The sequence below is a fragment of the Paenibacillus sp. genome (assembly GCF_031177825.1).
In the GTDB taxonomy this organism is placed as follows: domain Bacteria; phylum Bacillota; class Bacilli; order Paenibacillales; family YIM-B00363; genus Paenibacillus_AE.
In genome coordinates this window covers 17587-32415 of record NZ_JAPSKE010000043.1, presented here as the reverse complement: position 1 = coordinate 32415, position 14829 = coordinate 17587, and the positions used below count along the sequence as shown (strand labels likewise).

The window sequence follows — 14829 nt, the reverse complement described above, 5'->3', positions numbered from 1 at the left end:
CACGGAAGCCGAGACGGACACGACGCGCTCGCAGCGATAGTGCCGGTGGGGCAGGAAGATGAAAATATAGTTAGGCGCCAAGAAATGAAGCCCGGTATGTACGGTCCCTTGCAGCTTGAAGGCGTCTTCCGCTTCTCCGATCGCTTGCCGGAATTTGCGCAGCATGCGCCACGCGGTCTTGTGCTTTACGTCAATGAGAGCGGAGAGCCGCTTCGCGTTCACGCCGTTCGTAGAGGCGAGCAGCTCGATGGCGGCGGCCCACTTGGCGAGCGGCGTGCGCGTCTTGGCCATGACGGTGCCGGACGTCACGGACGTCTGATGGCCGCATAAGCGGCATTCATAGAGCGGGAGCTGCCGCGTCGAGATCGTGTAATACGCCCCGTACCCGCAGCTCGGGCAGGAAAACCCGTTCGGCCATCGCCGCCGAAAGAAATACGCCACCTGTTCCGCTTGATCCATGAACGACGCCTCCTTTTCCTTATTATACCGAACATATGTTCTGTTATCAATAGAAAAATTTCAATCCTTCATCCAAAGCAGGGGAATCACCTTGGAAAGAAGGCCGAGGATCGGCGCACCCCATCGCGCTCCTGAGCATAAGGAATCACCTTAGAAAGCACGCGCGGCGAGACATAACCGGCCCCGCTTCTGAGCAGGGGAAATCACCTTAGAAAGGAGGCGGGGAACGGCGCACCCCTCGGCTTCGCGGCGAGCGGCGAATCGGCTTGGGGTCGTCGACGCGTTGACGGGCGCGCTCGGCGAAGGCAGGGGAGCGTTCGCGGCGTCCCCCGCGATCTTCCTCGCCGCGGTCGTGCTGTTGTCGTTCGCGGTAACGTTGGTCATCCGGGACGACCCGGCCGTCATTCCGCTCGTCGTCGCTCGGTTTAATTTGGTAAGGGGCCGGGTAAGAGTTGGGAAGAATGGGGACGCTAACCGAGACATCTCGGCAGCATAGGAGGCTGGAAGGGCGTGACCCCAACGATATTGGACGAAAAGGTCGACGCATACAAGATCGGCGTCGGCCACATGAACGAAGCGATGCCGCACGTGGTGGAGGCGTACCACAATTTTACCGGCGCCTGCTTCGCGGACGGCGCGCTCGGCGCGAAGGAGAAGCAGTTGGTCGCGCTGGGCATCTCGCTCTTCGCGAACAACGAGGTATGCACGCTGTATCACGTGCAGGAGGCGTTATCCTCCGGGGCGAAGCCGCAGGAGGTGCTGGAAGCGGCGGCGGTGGCCGCGGCGGTCGGCGGCGGGCATGCGATGAGCCAGGGCGTGACCCGGGTGCAGCGCGCGCTGGAGGAATGGAAGCAAGTCCACTGAAAAAGAAAGGGCCGGAGCGAATCGCTCCGGCCTATTTCGTGTCGTCGCCGGCGGAGGCGACCGCTTCCGCGGACGGTGCGTCCGGCGAAGCGGCGGCAGGCGCCGCGGGCAAGTCCTTCGAAAGCTGCAGCTCCCGCTCGAGGGCGCGGATGCGCCGGCTCAGGCGCACGATGCGGATCGTGCCGAAGAGCCCGACGACGAAGCCGCCCGCGAGCGCGGAGCCGAGGATGACCAGGATCAGCGGCAGGAAGGCGCTCCCGAACACGTAGTCGACGGGAACGGATTCGACGTTGACGACCGAGAAGACGGCGATGACGAGCGCGAACAGCAGTCCGAAGATAAGCGTCCATTGTTGCTTCATGCGTTCTCCTCCTAAGGATTCACGTTGTGAAATTATAACATAGTGATTACTATATTAGGAAAAGGAATTGCGGGAGGGGAGCGTCTTGAATCGGGTCGTCCATTTCGAATTGCTGTCGCGCGACCCCGGAGCTACGGCTTCGTTCTATGCCGACGTCTTCGGCTGGAAGACGGTGCACGGCGAAGGCGACTATTATCGGTTGATCACCGGAGAGGAAGGCGGCGGGACGCGCGGCATTAACGGCGCGGCGGTCCGGCCGATGCTCCCGTCGCTGCCCGCGCAGACGGTGAATACGATCCACGTGAAGGATCTTCCCGCGTACGCGGAGAAGGTGCGGTCGCGCGGCGGGCGGACGCTGTCGGACGTCATTCCGCTCAAGGGGGTCGGACGGTTCCAGTATTGCGCGGATCCGGACGGCACGCCGTTCGGTCTGATCGAGTACGACGACTGATGCGCAAGCGGACGCGGGAGTTCCCGTTGTTGTTGTTTACGCATACGGTCGGTCATTTAGGCGATATTTTATATATTTCGTTAATGGTCATCTACCTGAAGCGGACGACCGGATCGACGTTGATCGCGGCGTTGTTCCCGTTCGTGCGGGTGCTGGCCATGTTCGGCAGCTCGTTCGTCTCCCCGTTTCTGCTCGAGAAGCTGCCGCTCGTCCGGCTGCTGACGCTTACCCGGGCGGGCGAGACGGCGTTGATGCTCGGCTTGGCCGCGGCGATCGGGCTGGGCGCGGAGGCGCTCTGGGTGCCGTTCGCGTTCGTGCTGCTCGTCTCGTTCTTGCAGGGCTGGGCCGACCCGGTCGTCTACTCGCTCGTGCCGAGGTTCGCGCCGGCGGATCGGCTCGCCCGCGCCAACGCGACGCTCGGCACGGCGCGGGAGGTCGGCGTCATCGCCGCCTGGGGCGTCGGCGCGACGCTCGCGGCGCTGTTCGACCCGGTATGGCTGCTCGCCGGGTGCGCGCTTTTGTTCGCGGCGGGCTTCGCCGCCTCGCTGCGCTTGCCGACCGTCGAGGCGCCGACCCCGGATCCGGCCGCCGGTTCCCGCTGGGCGTCGATCCGCGCCGGCTGGCAAGAGCTGCTGCGCAACCCCGTCGCTCGCGCGGTGGCGGCGATGGATCTTGTCGAGGGCATCGGGATTTCGATCTTCGCTGGCGCGTTCACGCTGACGTTCGTCGAGCAGCGTCTCGGACAGGAGGAGCCGTTCTGGGGATTCTTGAACGCGGCGTATTTCGTCGGCATGATCGCGGGCGGCGCGATCGTCTCGCGGTTGGGAGACCGGCTGACGAGGCGGACGCTGCCGGTCGCGCTGGCGCTCGGCTCGCTCGGGTATGGGATAGGAACGCTGGCGTACGGCGCGACGACGTCTCCGCTCGCGGCGCTCTTGATCGTCGCGGGCCTCGGCTTGCCGTGCATGGCGCGGGAGACGGCGCAGCGGACGCTGCTGCAGCTGAACGTGCCGGAACGTAAGCTGCCGAACGTGCTCGTCGCCCACGGGGCGATGAACGCGCTCGTCTTCGCCGTTTCGCTGCTGCTCATGGGCGCTATGGCGGATGCGTTCGGCATCGCATCGATTTATTATATCGGCGGTGGCGCCGCCATCGCCGGGGCGGCGCTCGGCCTGATGCTGTTCGCGCGGCGCCGCCCCGCGGCGAAGGTCGCCGGGGACGCCCCGTCGGAAGGAGTATGAGAGCGTATGGCTAAGAAGTTCGTCAATGCGGACGGCTCTTCGAACGTGAAGTCGTTCGCGGATTTGAGGCAATGGCAGAAGGAGCGCCGCGCGAAGAAGAAGGATTTGTCGTACCGGGTGCCGCGCGTCGAGCCGGATCTCGCGCTGCTGTATGGCAATCGTTCGGAGCCCACGGTAACGTTCGTCGGTCATTCGACGTTTCTCATTCAGCTCGGAGGGCTCAATATCGTCACCGATCCGGTGTGGGCGGAGACGATGGGGTTCCAGCCGCGCCTGTCGGCGCCGGGCCTTCCGATCGAGGCGCTGCCGCCGATCGACGTCGTCCTGCTGTCGCACGCGCACTACGACCATCTCCATCTTGGCAGTCTGCGCCGCTTGCCGGGCGACTTCGTCGCGCTCGTGCCGGACGGGCTCGCCGGTTGGTTCCGCCGCCGCGGCTTCCGCCGCGTCCAAGAGCTGTCGTGGTGGTCCGAGACGAACGTCGGCGCCGTCGCGTTCGGCTTCGTGCCGGCGAAGCATTGGACGCGGCGGACGCCGTGGGACACGAACACGTCGCATTGGGGCGGCTGGGTCATGCGGCATGGCCGGGATTGCCTGTACTTCGCGGGGGACAGCGGCTATGACGGCGTCTTCCGGGAGATCGGGGCGCGATACGGCGACATCCGAGTCGCCTTGATCCCGATCGGGGCCTACGAGCCGGAGTGGTTCATGGGCGGCTCGCATATGACGCCGGAGGAAGCGGTGCAGACGTTCGTCGACGTGGGGGGGAGCATTTTCGTACCGATGCATTACGATGCCTTCCGCCTCGCGGACGATACCCCGAAGGAGGCGCTGGACCGGCTTCTCGCCGAGTGGGAACGGAGGAAGCTCCCGCGGGAGCGGCTGTGGACGATGCCGCTCGGAAATACGAGGTTGTGGTCTGCGGACGAGACAACTATAATGTAATAATTACTTATTGACGGAAGCGTAGCTTCAGGAGGCGTAGAACGAGCATGAAAAATACGAACAGCAAAATTTTGGATTGTACGATTCGGGACGGCGGGTTGGTCAACAATTGGGATTTCAGCGTCGAGTTCGTTCGCGACCTGTACTACAGCTTAAGCGAAGCCGGCGTCGAATATATGGAGATCGGCTACAAGAACTCCCCGAAGCTGCTGAAGGGCGGCGACGCGGGACCGTGGCGCTTCCTCGACGAAACGTTCCTGCGCGAGGTCATCCCGACCAAGACGGAGACGAAGCTGTCCGCTCTCGTCGATATCGGCCGCGTGGACGAAAACGACATTCTGCCGCGCGAGCAGAGCATGCTCGACTTGATCCGCGTCGCTTGCTACATCAAAGACGTGGACAAGGGCCTCGAGTTGGTCGAGAAGTTTCACAACCTCGGTTATGAGACGACGATCAACATTATGGCGCTCTCGCACGCGCTCGAGAACGAGCTGAACGATGCGCTGCAAGAGATCGGGAACAGCAACGTCGACGTCGTATACGTCGTTGATTCTTACGGCAGCATGAACCCGAAGGACGTCACGTATATGACGGAGAAGTTCAAGCGCGCGCTGCCGAACAAGACGCTTGGCATTCATACGCACAACAATATGCAGCTGGCGTTCGCGAACACGATCGCGGGCATCGACGCCGGCGTCGAGTTCCTCGATTCCTCGGTGTACGGCATGGGCCGCGCCGCGGGCAACTGCACGACGGAGCTGCTGCTCGGCTACCTGAAGAATCCGAAGTACGAAGTTCGCCCGGTGCTCGGCTTCCTCGAGAAGCATATGGTCGCGATGCGGGAGAAGTGGGAATGGGGTTACAACATTCCATACATGCTCGGCGGCATGCTGAACGAGCATCCGCGCTCGGCGATGGCGCTTCGCGCCGGCGGCGACAAGGACAAGTATGTCGAGTATTACGACCGTTTGACGACGCCGGAGACGGCGTTCGGCAGCGGAAAGTCGGAATAAACGAGAATATCCAATGAACGGCCCCTACGTCTTCCGGACGTCGGGGCCGTTTTTTTTCGTGCAATGGGCGCCGCGCTTCCCTTTCGAATAGAAAGCGGGCCGGAATCTCCACGGATATGCCGTTTCGTCCTCTTTAAGCGGCTCATATAAATAGAGAGAGTATGAGATCAAGACAACCATGACAGGTAGGTGTGGAGAGGTTATGACCAGCCTCATCATTGCGTCTCACCCGGACGACGAAATTCTAGGTTGCGGCGGGACGGCAAGGAAACTAATAGAGGGCGGGACGGAGGTCGTCACGATCCTCACCGCCTTGGGACGGAAAGAAGAAGCGCATCGGATGAAACAATGTACGCGGGAGGCGAATCGGCGCTTGGGCGTCAAGGAAGTCGTTCATCTCGATTTCCCCAATCTTCGGTTGGAGGCCGTACCGCTGCATCGCATTACCCGGGAGCTCGAACGGTTGATCGCGAAGTATGAGCCGGACACGATCTTCACGCATCATTACGGCGACTTGAATCGCGACCATCAGGCGACGTTCCAAGCCGTGCTGACCGCCGCGCGGCCGCTCCCCGGGAAGAAGCCGATCGATATTCTTTGTTTCGAAACCGTCTCTTCCACCGAATGGGCGCAACCCACGGGCGACAACGTCTTTAAGCCGAATTATTTCGTCGACATCGGCGCGACGATCGATGCCAAGATGGATGCCCTCGCCTCGTACGACGTGGAAATGCGGCCGTTCCCTCACCCGCGATCTTACGAAGGCGTCCGTTATTTGGCTCATGTGCGGGGGATGACGGTCGGCGTTCCGTACGCCGAGGCTTTCGAAACGATCCGCAGAACGTGGGTCTGAACAGAATGGGAGCGAGGGAAACGAATGGATAAATTGATCATTACCGCGGCCGTGACCGGAGGGGTGACGAGCCGAAAAGAGCACCCGAATTTGCCGATTACGCCGGAAGAAATCGCGAACGACGTATACGACTGCTGGAAGGCGGGCGCATCCATCGCGCATATTCATGCGCGCGAAGCCGACGGAACCCCGAGTCAGCGGGAGGAGCTCTATCGGGACATCGTCTCTCGCATCCGCGATCGCTGCGACATTATCGTGAATCTCACTACCACGGGATGGGGGCAAAACGGAAAAGACGAGGACCGGTGGAAGCCGCTGGCTTGCCAGCCGGAAATGGCCTCCTTTACGCCCGGTTCGATGAACCGAAAAGACAGCGTCATGTTGAACGCCCCCGATTTCGTACGGAAGCTGGCCGTAAAGATGAAGGAGCATCACGTCAAGCCCGAAATCGAAATCTTCGACTTCGGCATGATCGGTCAAGCCGTAAAGCTCGCGGCGGAAGGATTCTTGAACGAGCCGCTCCATTACCAATTCGTTCTGGGCGTTCCCGGAGGCATCCAAGCGACCCCGAAAAATTTGCTGCACCTGTCGGAGAGCATTCCTGCGGGGAGTACTTGGTCCGTAGCCGCCGTAGGGAGGGGACAGTTACCGATGGATTTGCTCGGGATCATGCTCGGCGGACACGTCCGAACGGGGTTCGAAGACAATGTGTACTATCGGTATCGTCGGTTGGCCGACAGTAACGCCCAACTGGTGGAGCGGCTCGCGAAGTACGCGGTCGACCTCGGCCGGGACGTCGCCAACCCGCAAGAAGCCCGGAACATACTTCGTCTCGGATAAGGAGGGGGACGGGATGGACATCGATTTTTCGCTCCAAGAGCTGCTCGCGTTTCTCGAGGAGAACGGCTTGTATGCCTCCGACGGCTCGAGCTATCCGAACGCGGCCGACATCCGCATGAAGGGCTTCTCCTCCGTGTTCGACTCCAAGCCGGGAACGCTCGCCAGAATGGAAGCGCAGACCCTGGATTGGGGCGCCGTTCGCGCGGCCGTCGTACTTTGCGCCGAAGACGCTAAGGTGCCTGCGGACACGAGCGTTACGTATGTCCCGATGGCGAATCCGAGGGACGCGTTCGCCTTGGCGGTTCGGCGATTTTATCGGAAGGCTCGCCCGACGGGCATCCACCCCGCCGCCGTCGTCGGCGAAGGCTGCATCATCGGAGAGCAAGTATACATCGGCCCTCATGCGGTCATCGGCGATCGCGTCGCGATCGGGGATTACACGGAAATCCACGGCAACGCGACCGTCTTCGAAGATACGACGATCGGCCGGCACTGCGCGATCCATAGCGGAGCCGTGATCGGCGCGGATGGATTCGGGTACCAACGGGACCCGGAAGGTTTCTATTACAAGGTTCCTCATGTCGGCAAAGTGCGGATCGGCGATTACGTGGAGATCGGGAGCAATACTTGCGTCGCTAGAGGGAAGTTGTCGGATACCGTGATCGGAGCCCGCGTTAAAATCGGGAATTTGTGTCACATCTCGCATGACGTTACGATCGGCTCGGAAGCGATGATCACGCATCAAGTGCACATCGGAGGGAACGCCGTCGTCAAGGAGAAAAGTTGGATCGCCCCCGGGGCGGTCGTGAAACAAGGCGTTACCGTCGGCGAATCCTCCCTTGCGGGCATGGGGGCGGTCGTATTGAAGGACGTCCTTCCCTCGGACGTCGTTGCCGGCGTTCCCGCGAAACCGATCTCGTCGACCCGCAAACCGACGTCAGAGGATGAAGGAGCGACCCGATGAAACCGCGTGTCAGCATCGTTATTCCGTCGCATAATCGCTATCCGCAAAATCGATACAGTCTTTACGCGTTGGAACAGCAAACGTTCGACCTCTCCCGCTTGGAAGTCATTTTGGTCGACGACGCCTCTACCGACGACACGGTAAAACTGAGGCATTACCGTCCCAAGTTCCGTTTCCGTTACGTCCGCAACCGCAAGAAGCTCGGGGTCGCGAAATCCCGAAACGTCGGAGGGCGGTTGGCCGAAGGTCAAGTCGTTATTTTTCTCGATGCGGAAATGATCGTAGATCGCGATTACGTAAGGAATCATTATAAACACCATGAAGCGGCCGAAAATAACGTCGTGATCGGCGGAGAAAAGCGGGCGAAGCTTTATTCGTTTCTTTTTCCCGGCATGAGCAAGAGTCAGATCGCGGACGTGTGTCGGCTCGCCGAAAGGTCGGAATTTCGAACGCTGCTGCGAGCGCAGGGGCTCCCGAGCGGCACCCCGGGCAAGATCAAGCGAAGTATCGGAAAGCTGAAGCGGCCGATTCCGCTTATAGGAGCGTCGCATATCAAGTCGTTCGCCGGTCTTGCCGTTTGCGCGGCGCCCAAAACGAATATCAACGAAATCCTTCAGCAGCTCGGCGGGCGTCTGGAGACGAGTCCCTTGCGCTGGATGGTCTGCGTAGGGAACCTATCGGTAAGGAAAAGTTTGTTCGACCGGCTTGGCGGCTACGACGAAGACTTCACGGAATGGGGGACCGAGGACGTCGAATTCGCTTACAGACTTCATTCGGCGGGCGCGCGGTTCGTGATCGAACCGGAGCTGTGGCGGTATCACCAGGAGCATCCGAATCCGGCGAATAAAATCGATTCCGGGCGAAGGAATAGAATTTTGCTGCAAAAAAAGCATCCGGTTCTCGACGTGTGCATTCGTTCGTTAAAGTCCGTCCAGAAGCTCGACTATGTCTTTATGGACGAAGCGCTGCGGGAGCATCGGGCGTTGCGCGCAAGCTACTCTTGGTACTACAAGGAATTTATCGCTTGCATCGTCTATATGCTGCGTCGGGCCGCGGTTCTTCACGAAAGAAATGCGAAGATCGCCGAGTTGACGCGAGGGTTTCCATCGTCCCTGAAGACTGCGGTCCGGCAGCGGAACCGGCTGGACGCCGATGGACGCTTCCCCCGATTGGTGCGGTTGTTCGATCTATTGGCGAAACGGTCAAGGAGGAGAAGACGGTGAAACCTCGCGTCACGATCGTCCTGCCTTCTTACAACCGATATCCGTTCAACGCGTTTTGCCTTCGCGCGTTGGAGAAGCAAACCGTCGATCTGTCGACGATGCAAGTGATTCTCGTCGACGACGCTTCGACCGACGAAACTCGCCGTTTTCGAAAATATCGTCCCCCGTACCCTTTCCAATACGTGCGGAACGAACGGGTCCTTGGCGTCGCAAGGTCGAGGAACATCGGGCTGAAACGCGCGAAGGGCGACGTTGTCGTGTTCTTGGATGCGGATATGATCCCGGATCCGAATTACGTAAAGTTTCAGCTGGAATGGCATCGGCACGACGATCGCAGCGTGGTTTTGGCGGGGGCCGAAGGAGCGAGGCTGTATTCCGCGCTGGTTCCGGGGATGAAGAGCGGGCAGCTCCGGCAGATCGTCACGATGTACCGGGAGCGGGACATCGTTCGGACGCGGATCGACGGGGCGTTGAACGGCGGGGAGCGGATGGATGCCGCGCAGTTGCGGAGCGCGCTGCGGAAGTTGAAGCGGTCGATTCCGCTGCTGTCCGCGAACGAAATGGACGTTCCGCATCGTTTGGACGCGTTCTCGACGCCGAAGTCTACGAAGGTCAACCATCTCGCGGCCGCGTTGGGTAAGGGCTTGCGGGACAGCCCGATCGCCTGGATGGGGTGCCCGGGGAATCTCTCCGTCGGCCGACGGCTGCTTCGGACCGTCGGCGGGTACGACCCCGACTTCGTAGGTTGGGGCACGGAAGACGTCGACTTGGCTTACCGCCTGTATCGGGCGGGGGCCCGATTCGTCGTGGACGATCGGGTCAAGCGATACCATCAAGAACATGCGCCGCCGCCGAACAAGAAGATCGAATGGCAAAGGAACAAAATGCTGCTGCTGCGGAAGCATCCCGTCCTCGAAGTCGCAATTCGCTCCTTGAACGAGGTGGGGGCATTCGATTACGCGTTCGTCGATCGAATCGTCCGGGAGTCGTACGCTTTGCGGCGTCGAAGCCCGGCCGAGTGCGCGAAAATCGAAACGGCGTCGATTGCCATGCTGCGAGAAATTTTGCGCTTGAAGTCGAAGGGGCGACCGCCGATTCGCTTGTTGGAACGATCGGGGATCGCCGCAAGGGAGCGGCGGCGGCTCGAGAGCGTACGCCATCGGGTGGATGCGATGGGGGAGTTCCCCCATCTCGTGAAATTGTACGATTTCTTAGTTTCATTATAAGGAGAATGGGGTGACGACCGATGAATCATGATATCCCCGCCGTCGTGCTCGACTTAAGCGCGAACGGGATCGGCATCGTTCGAGCCTTGCGGCGCAAGGGCATCCGGGTGTTCGCCTTCGATACGAGCCGGAATTACCGAACCGGTCGAACTCGATACGCGACGTGCGGGCTATGTCCGCATCCGATCTTCGAAGAGGAGGCGTTGCTGCGGTTTCTGCTCGCGTTCGGGGAACGATTCCCGGACAAAGCCGTGCTTTACGCCGGGGCGGACGATTACGTACAGTTTATGTCCAAGTATCGGGAAGCGTTGGCGGCGCGATACTTGTTTGTATTGCCGGAAGCGGCGACGATCGACGCGGCGCTGGATAAGCGTTTAACGTACCAAGCGGCCGTCGCGCACGGCATCCCGTCTCCGAAGACATATACCGTCGAATCCCGCGGTCAACTTCAAGAATTGCTTCCGAGCCTTCAATATCCTTGCATCTTGAAGCCGGCGTTCTCCGCGGATTATCGGAAGCGAATGAATAAGAAGGCGATCGTCGTGGAAAGCGCCGAGCGGATGGAAGCGGCGTACGCATATTACGAACGGTTCGGCGAGTTAATGATTCAAGAACTGGTTCCCGGAGAAGACGAGCACGTGTATGAGCTCGGGGCGTTATTCGACGACGACATGCGTCTGCTCGCCGTCTTTACCGGGAAGAAGCTGCAGCAATACCCTCCGGCTTTCGGAAGCGGGGCGCTGGCGGTCAGCGTCCGCAACGAAGAAGTGATCGAGCTGGGGCTTCGACTGTTGCGAGCGTTGTCGTTCAAAGGGTTCGCGAACGTCGAGTTTAAGCTGGATCCGCGCGACCGTCGAGCGAAGTTTCTGGAAATCAATGCGCGCACCTGGTTTTGGCACAGCCTGGCGACCCGATGCGGAGTCGATTTTTCGTACTTATACTACTTGTCGGTCACGGGGCAGAAGCCGGAAGCCGCGACGACCCAAAGGGAAGGCCCGAAATGGTTGTATCCGGTTCGCTATTTGCTGGCATTCCTCGAACGGAGGGCCGAAGGCGGCGCGAACGTTGCGGAGTGGATTCGGCGTCTGCGCGGCGAGACGGAATACGCCCTGTTCGATTGGTCCGATCCGCTCCCGTCGCTGCGCAGCTTCGCGGCGCATCTGAAATCCATTCGTCTTCGTAAAAAATAGACGGAAAGACCGTCCCGAGGCGTCGCGGCCGAAGGGCGGTCTTTTTGTTGCGGAAAAAAACTCCGCCTTCCTGATGTGGAAGGCGGAGTGTACGTTTCCGGACGTTCAGCGGTCGTTCTCGCGGCGCTTCGCCATCTGCTGCCAGACGGTGCCGGCGGCCGCCTCGCCCGAAGCGATGCGTTCGACCGCCATGCGCGCCTGCAGCGCGACCTCGAACTCGGGGTCGTCCGCCGCCGCTTCCAGCGCGGGCAGCGCCGACGCGTCGCCGAGGTCGTAGAGGAAGCGCGCGGCGCGCCAGCGGACGATCTTGCTCTTATCGCCGAGCGCCTCGATCATGGCGGGCGCAGCTAGCGTGTCGCCGATGTCCGACAGCGCGTCGCCGGCCGTCCGCCGCACGGCGACGGACGGGTCCCTCAGCATGGCGGTCAGCTGCGCCACCGCCTCCGGGGTTTTCAGGTCGCCGAGGTATACGACGGCGAGGCGGCGGACGGAGAAGTTGTCGTCCGAGAGCGCTTTGACCACGACGTGCAGCGTCTCGGGCGTCGGCTTGAACCGCTCGAGCGCGGCATATCGCGCCTTCCAGTCCGCGTCGTCGAGGCGCGTAAGCACCTGCGAAGGCGTCAGCGACTCCGCTGCCGGAAGCTCCGGCGCCGCTTCCGGCGCGTCGCCCATCGCCTCCGCCTGCGCGACGAGCGCCGCGAGGCGCGCGTCGTCGTAAGCGGCGTCGAGCTCCGCCGCCACCAGCGCGGCGATGTCCGGCAGCTCGCCGTACCGCACCCCGCGATCGACGAGCGTCCGCTCGCGGATCAAATTCGGCGACGCGGCTCCGGCGGTCATCGCCGCATCCGCGAATCGCTGCGGCAGCGCGACGCGCGACTCCTCGTGCCCGGCGCGCACGCGCACCTGCATCGGAATGCCGCGGAACATTTGCACCAGCACGTGCGCCTCGCCGTAGCCGAACGCGGCGTCCGCGTCGCCGGCCGCCGCGCCGGCGACGGAACCCGCGCCGAACGCCTCGCGCACGCCTTCGAGCACGGCGCGCCAATCGGCGCTCGCTTCGCGCTCGAGCGCGATGAAGTCCGCCGCTTGGTAGACGCCCTTCACGCCGCGGATCGCGAGCAGCGCCCGCAGATGCGCCGGCGCGCGCTCCTTGTCGGCGGCGCCGAACGCGTATTTCGCGCTGGACGGCAGCGACTCGTCCAAGTTCAACTTCATGGCGTTCGGGCTCGGCGTCGGTTCGATCGATAACAGCTTCATATGGGAAACAGCACCTCCGGCTGAGAAATGATTTTCCTTACATGATAACATAATGTATTCTCCAACACTTTTCGGTAATTATGATATAATGGAAAAGTTGCATTTTAGGCACGGAAAGGTAGGTTTCATAGTACTTATGATCACTGTATCCAACGTTACGCTCCGATTCGGGAAGCGCGCGCTGTTCGAAGACGTCAACATCAAATTCACCCCGGGCAACTGTTACGGCCTCATCGGCGCGAACGGCGCGGGGAAATCGACGTTCCTTAAGATTCTCTCCGGCGAAGTCGAGCAGTCGAGCGGCGAGGTTCATATTACGCCCGGCGAACGGATGGCGGTTCTGAAGCAGAACCACTACGAGTACGACGAGCGCCAAGTACTGCAGACGGTCATTATGGGCCACAAGAAGCTGTACGAGATTATGGAAGAAAAGAACGCGATCTACGCGAAAGCCGACTTCTCCGACGAAGACGGCATGCGCGCGGCGGAGCTCGAAGGCGAATTCGCGGAGCTGAACGGCTGGGAAGCCGAATCGGAAGCGGCGGAGATGCTCCTCGGCCTCGGCATCGGCACGGAGTATCATGACCGCCAGATGGCGGAGCTCGACGGCAACTTGAAGGTGCGGGTGCTGCTCGCGCAGGCCCTATTCGGACAACCGAACATCCTGCTGCTCGACGAGCCGACCAACCATCTCGACATCGAATCGATCCGCTGGCTGATCAACTTCCTCGGCAAGTTCAACGGCACCGTCATCGTCGTCTCCCACGATCGTCACTTCCTGAACGAAGTGTGCACGCACATCGCGGACATCGACTTCGGCAAGATTCAAGTATACGTGGGCAACTACGACTTCTGGTACGAGTCGAGCCAGCTGGCGCTCAGGTTGCAGCGCGAGGCGAATAAGAAGAAGGAAGAAAAGGTCAAGGACTTGCAGGAGTTCATCCAGCGATTCTCGGCGAACAAGTCGAAGTCGAAGCAGGCGACGAGCCGGAAGAAGCTGCTCGAGAAGATCAGCCTCGACGACATCAAGCCGTCCAACCGGAAGTATCCGTTCATTAACTTCAAGGGCGAGCGCGAGGCCGGCAAGCAGATGCTGCAGATTCAAGGTCTCTCGAAGACGATCGACGGCGAGAAGGTGCTCGACAATTTGAACCTGATGATCAATACCGGCGACAAAATCGCGTTCGTCGGTCCGAACTCCCTTCCGAAGACGACGTTGTTCCAAATCATCGTCGGCGAGCTGGAGGCGGACGCGGGCGAGTACAGCTGGGGCATTACGACGTCCCAAGCGTATTTTCCGAAAGACAACTCGAAGTATTTCGACGGCGTCGATCTGAACCTCGTCGATTGGCTGCGCCAATACTCGAAGGATCAAGACGAATCGTTCGTGCGCGGCTTCCTCGGCCGCATGCTGTTCTCCGGCGACGAAGCGCTGAAGAAAGCGAGCGTCTTGTCCGGGGGCGAGAAGGTGCGCTGCATGCTCTCCCGCATGATGCTGGGCGGCGGCAACGTGCTCATCCTCGACGAGCCGACGAACCATCTCGACCTCGAGTCGATCACCGCGCTGAACAACGGGCTCGTCGACTTCGACGGCACGATCCTCTTCACGTCGCACGACCATCAGTTCGTCAATACGATCGCGAATCGCATTATCGAGATTACGCCGAACGGGATTATTGATAAACAGATGACTTATGACGAATACTTGGAAAACGAGGACGTAAAACGCCAACGCGAAAAATTGTACGCGGAAGCGTAAAATCGTCACATTTTCGCCGAATCGAGCCCCTGTCCATAATTTAACGCACACGAATCCGAACTTTTTGTGAAGGTTTGTGTCGTTAAATTGACAAACATGGGGCTCGAACTTATAGTTAGTATGGTGTTCTTACGCCCGAAAACCATTGATTTGACGCGGTTTTCACTGCGAAAAATAATAAAC

At 60.6% G+C, this 14829-nt stretch carries 16 protein-coding genes; 13 read left to right on the top strand and 3 right to left on the bottom strand.

All coding sequences use genetic code 11. The features are described 5' to 3' along the window. A partial coding sequence (locus RIN49_RS27445; RefSeq protein WP_309123298.1) for a transposase occupies positions 1-459 on the bottom strand: 459 nt, incomplete at its 3' end. Between the two features lie 283 nt (positions 460-742). Between RIN49_RS27445 and RIN49_RS27440 the strand changes: the two genes are divergently transcribed. Then, a complete protein-coding gene (locus tag RIN49_RS27440) occupies positions 743-955 on the top strand; it encodes a hypothetical protein (protein WP_309123297.1) in 213 nt (70 codons plus the stop codon). A 71-nt stretch (positions 956-1026) separates the two neighbouring features. Beyond that, the gene (locus RIN49_RS27435; RefSeq protein WP_309123300.1) at positions 1027-1323 is read left to right on the top strand and encodes a carboxymuconolactone decarboxylase family protein; all 297 of its coding nucleotides are present in this window, start codon (positions 1027-1029) and stop codon (positions 1321-1323) included. 31 nt (positions 1324-1354) lie between these two features. Here RIN49_RS27435 and RIN49_RS27430 read toward each other — a convergent pair whose 3' ends face one another. Next, positions 1355-1684 carry a LapA family protein gene (locus RIN49_RS27430; protein ID WP_309123296.1) on the bottom strand — a complete coding sequence of 110 codons (330 nt, stop codon included), beginning with the start codon at positions 1682-1684 and terminating at the stop codon, positions 1355-1357. An 85-nt stretch (positions 1685-1769) separates the two neighbouring features. On the opposite strand from RIN49_RS27430, the gene RIN49_RS27425 reads away from it, so the two are divergent. From RIN49_RS27425 to RIN49_RS27380, 10 genes are all read left to right on the top strand, one after another. Next, positions 1770-2135, top strand: coding sequence for a VOC family protein (locus RIN49_RS27425; RefSeq protein ID WP_309123295.1), 366 nt, complete (start codon positions 1770-1772; stop codon positions 2133-2135). After that, positions 2135-3376 (top strand): MFS transporter, encoded by a 1242-nt coding sequence (locus RIN49_RS27420; RefSeq protein WP_309123294.1) that lies wholly within the window; start codon positions 2135-2137, stop codon positions 3374-3376. Before RIN49_RS27425 ends, RIN49_RS27420 begins: the two co-directional genes overlap by 1 nt. A gap of 6 nt (positions 3377-3382) precedes the next feature. Continuing rightward, entirely contained in the window at positions 3383-4321 is a 939-nt protein-coding gene (locus RIN49_RS27415) for an MBL fold metallo-hydrolase (RefSeq protein WP_309123293.1), read from the top strand. A 47-nt stretch (positions 4322-4368) separates the two neighbouring features. Next, positions 4369-5334: an aldolase catalytic domain-containing protein gene (locus RIN49_RS27410; RefSeq protein ID WP_309123292.1), complete on the top strand. Its 966-nt coding sequence runs from the start codon at positions 4369-4371 to the stop codon at positions 5332-5334. 202 nt (positions 5335-5536) lie between these two features. After that, positions 5537-6187 carry a PIG-L deacetylase family protein gene (locus RIN49_RS27405; protein ID WP_309123291.1) on the top strand — a complete coding sequence of 217 codons (651 nt, stop codon included), beginning with the start codon at positions 5537-5539 and terminating at the stop codon, positions 6185-6187. 24 nt (positions 6188-6211) lie between these two features. Then, on the top strand, positions 6212-7027 hold the full coding sequence (locus RIN49_RS27400; RefSeq protein ID WP_309123290.1) for a beta-keto acid cleavage family enzyme: 816 nt from the start codon (positions 6212-6214) through the stop codon (positions 7025-7027). A gap of 13 nt (positions 7028-7040) precedes the next feature. Continuing rightward, the gene (locus RIN49_RS27395; RefSeq protein ID WP_309123289.1) at positions 7041-7991 is read left to right on the top strand and encodes a UDP-3-O-(3-hydroxymyristoyl)glucosamine N-acyltransferase; all 951 of its coding nucleotides are present in this window, start codon (positions 7041-7043) and stop codon (positions 7989-7991) included. Beyond that, entirely contained in the window at positions 7988-9214 is a 1227-nt protein-coding gene (locus tag RIN49_RS27390) for a glycosyltransferase family 2 protein (protein WP_309123288.1), read from the top strand. Before RIN49_RS27395 ends, RIN49_RS27390 begins: the two co-directional genes overlap by 4 nt. Continuing rightward, positions 9211-10440, top strand: coding sequence for a glycosyltransferase family 2 protein (locus RIN49_RS27385; protein WP_309123287.1), 1230 nt, complete (start codon positions 9211-9213; stop codon positions 10438-10440). Before RIN49_RS27390 ends, RIN49_RS27385 begins: the two co-directional genes overlap by 4 nt. Before the next feature lie 20 nt (positions 10441-10460). Next, positions 10461-11630 carry a carboxylate--amine ligase gene (locus tag RIN49_RS27380; RefSeq protein WP_309123286.1) on the top strand — a complete coding sequence of 390 codons (1170 nt, stop codon included), beginning with the start codon at positions 10461-10463 and terminating at the stop codon, positions 11628-11630. Between the two features lie 105 nt (positions 11631-11735). Here RIN49_RS27380 and RIN49_RS27375 read toward each other — a convergent pair whose 3' ends face one another. Beyond that, positions 11736-12887 (bottom strand): virulence factor, encoded by a 1152-nt coding sequence (locus tag RIN49_RS27375; RefSeq protein WP_309123285.1) that lies wholly within the window; start codon positions 12885-12887, stop codon positions 11736-11738. Positions 12888-13023: 136 nt separating this feature from the next. Between RIN49_RS27375 and RIN49_RS27370 the strand changes: the two genes are divergently transcribed. Further along, positions 13024-14646, top strand: coding sequence for an ABC-F family ATP-binding cassette domain-containing protein (locus tag RIN49_RS27370; RefSeq protein ID WP_309123284.1), 1623 nt, complete (start codon positions 13024-13026; stop codon positions 14644-14646). The last annotated feature ends 183 nt before the right edge of the window (positions 14647-14829 follow it).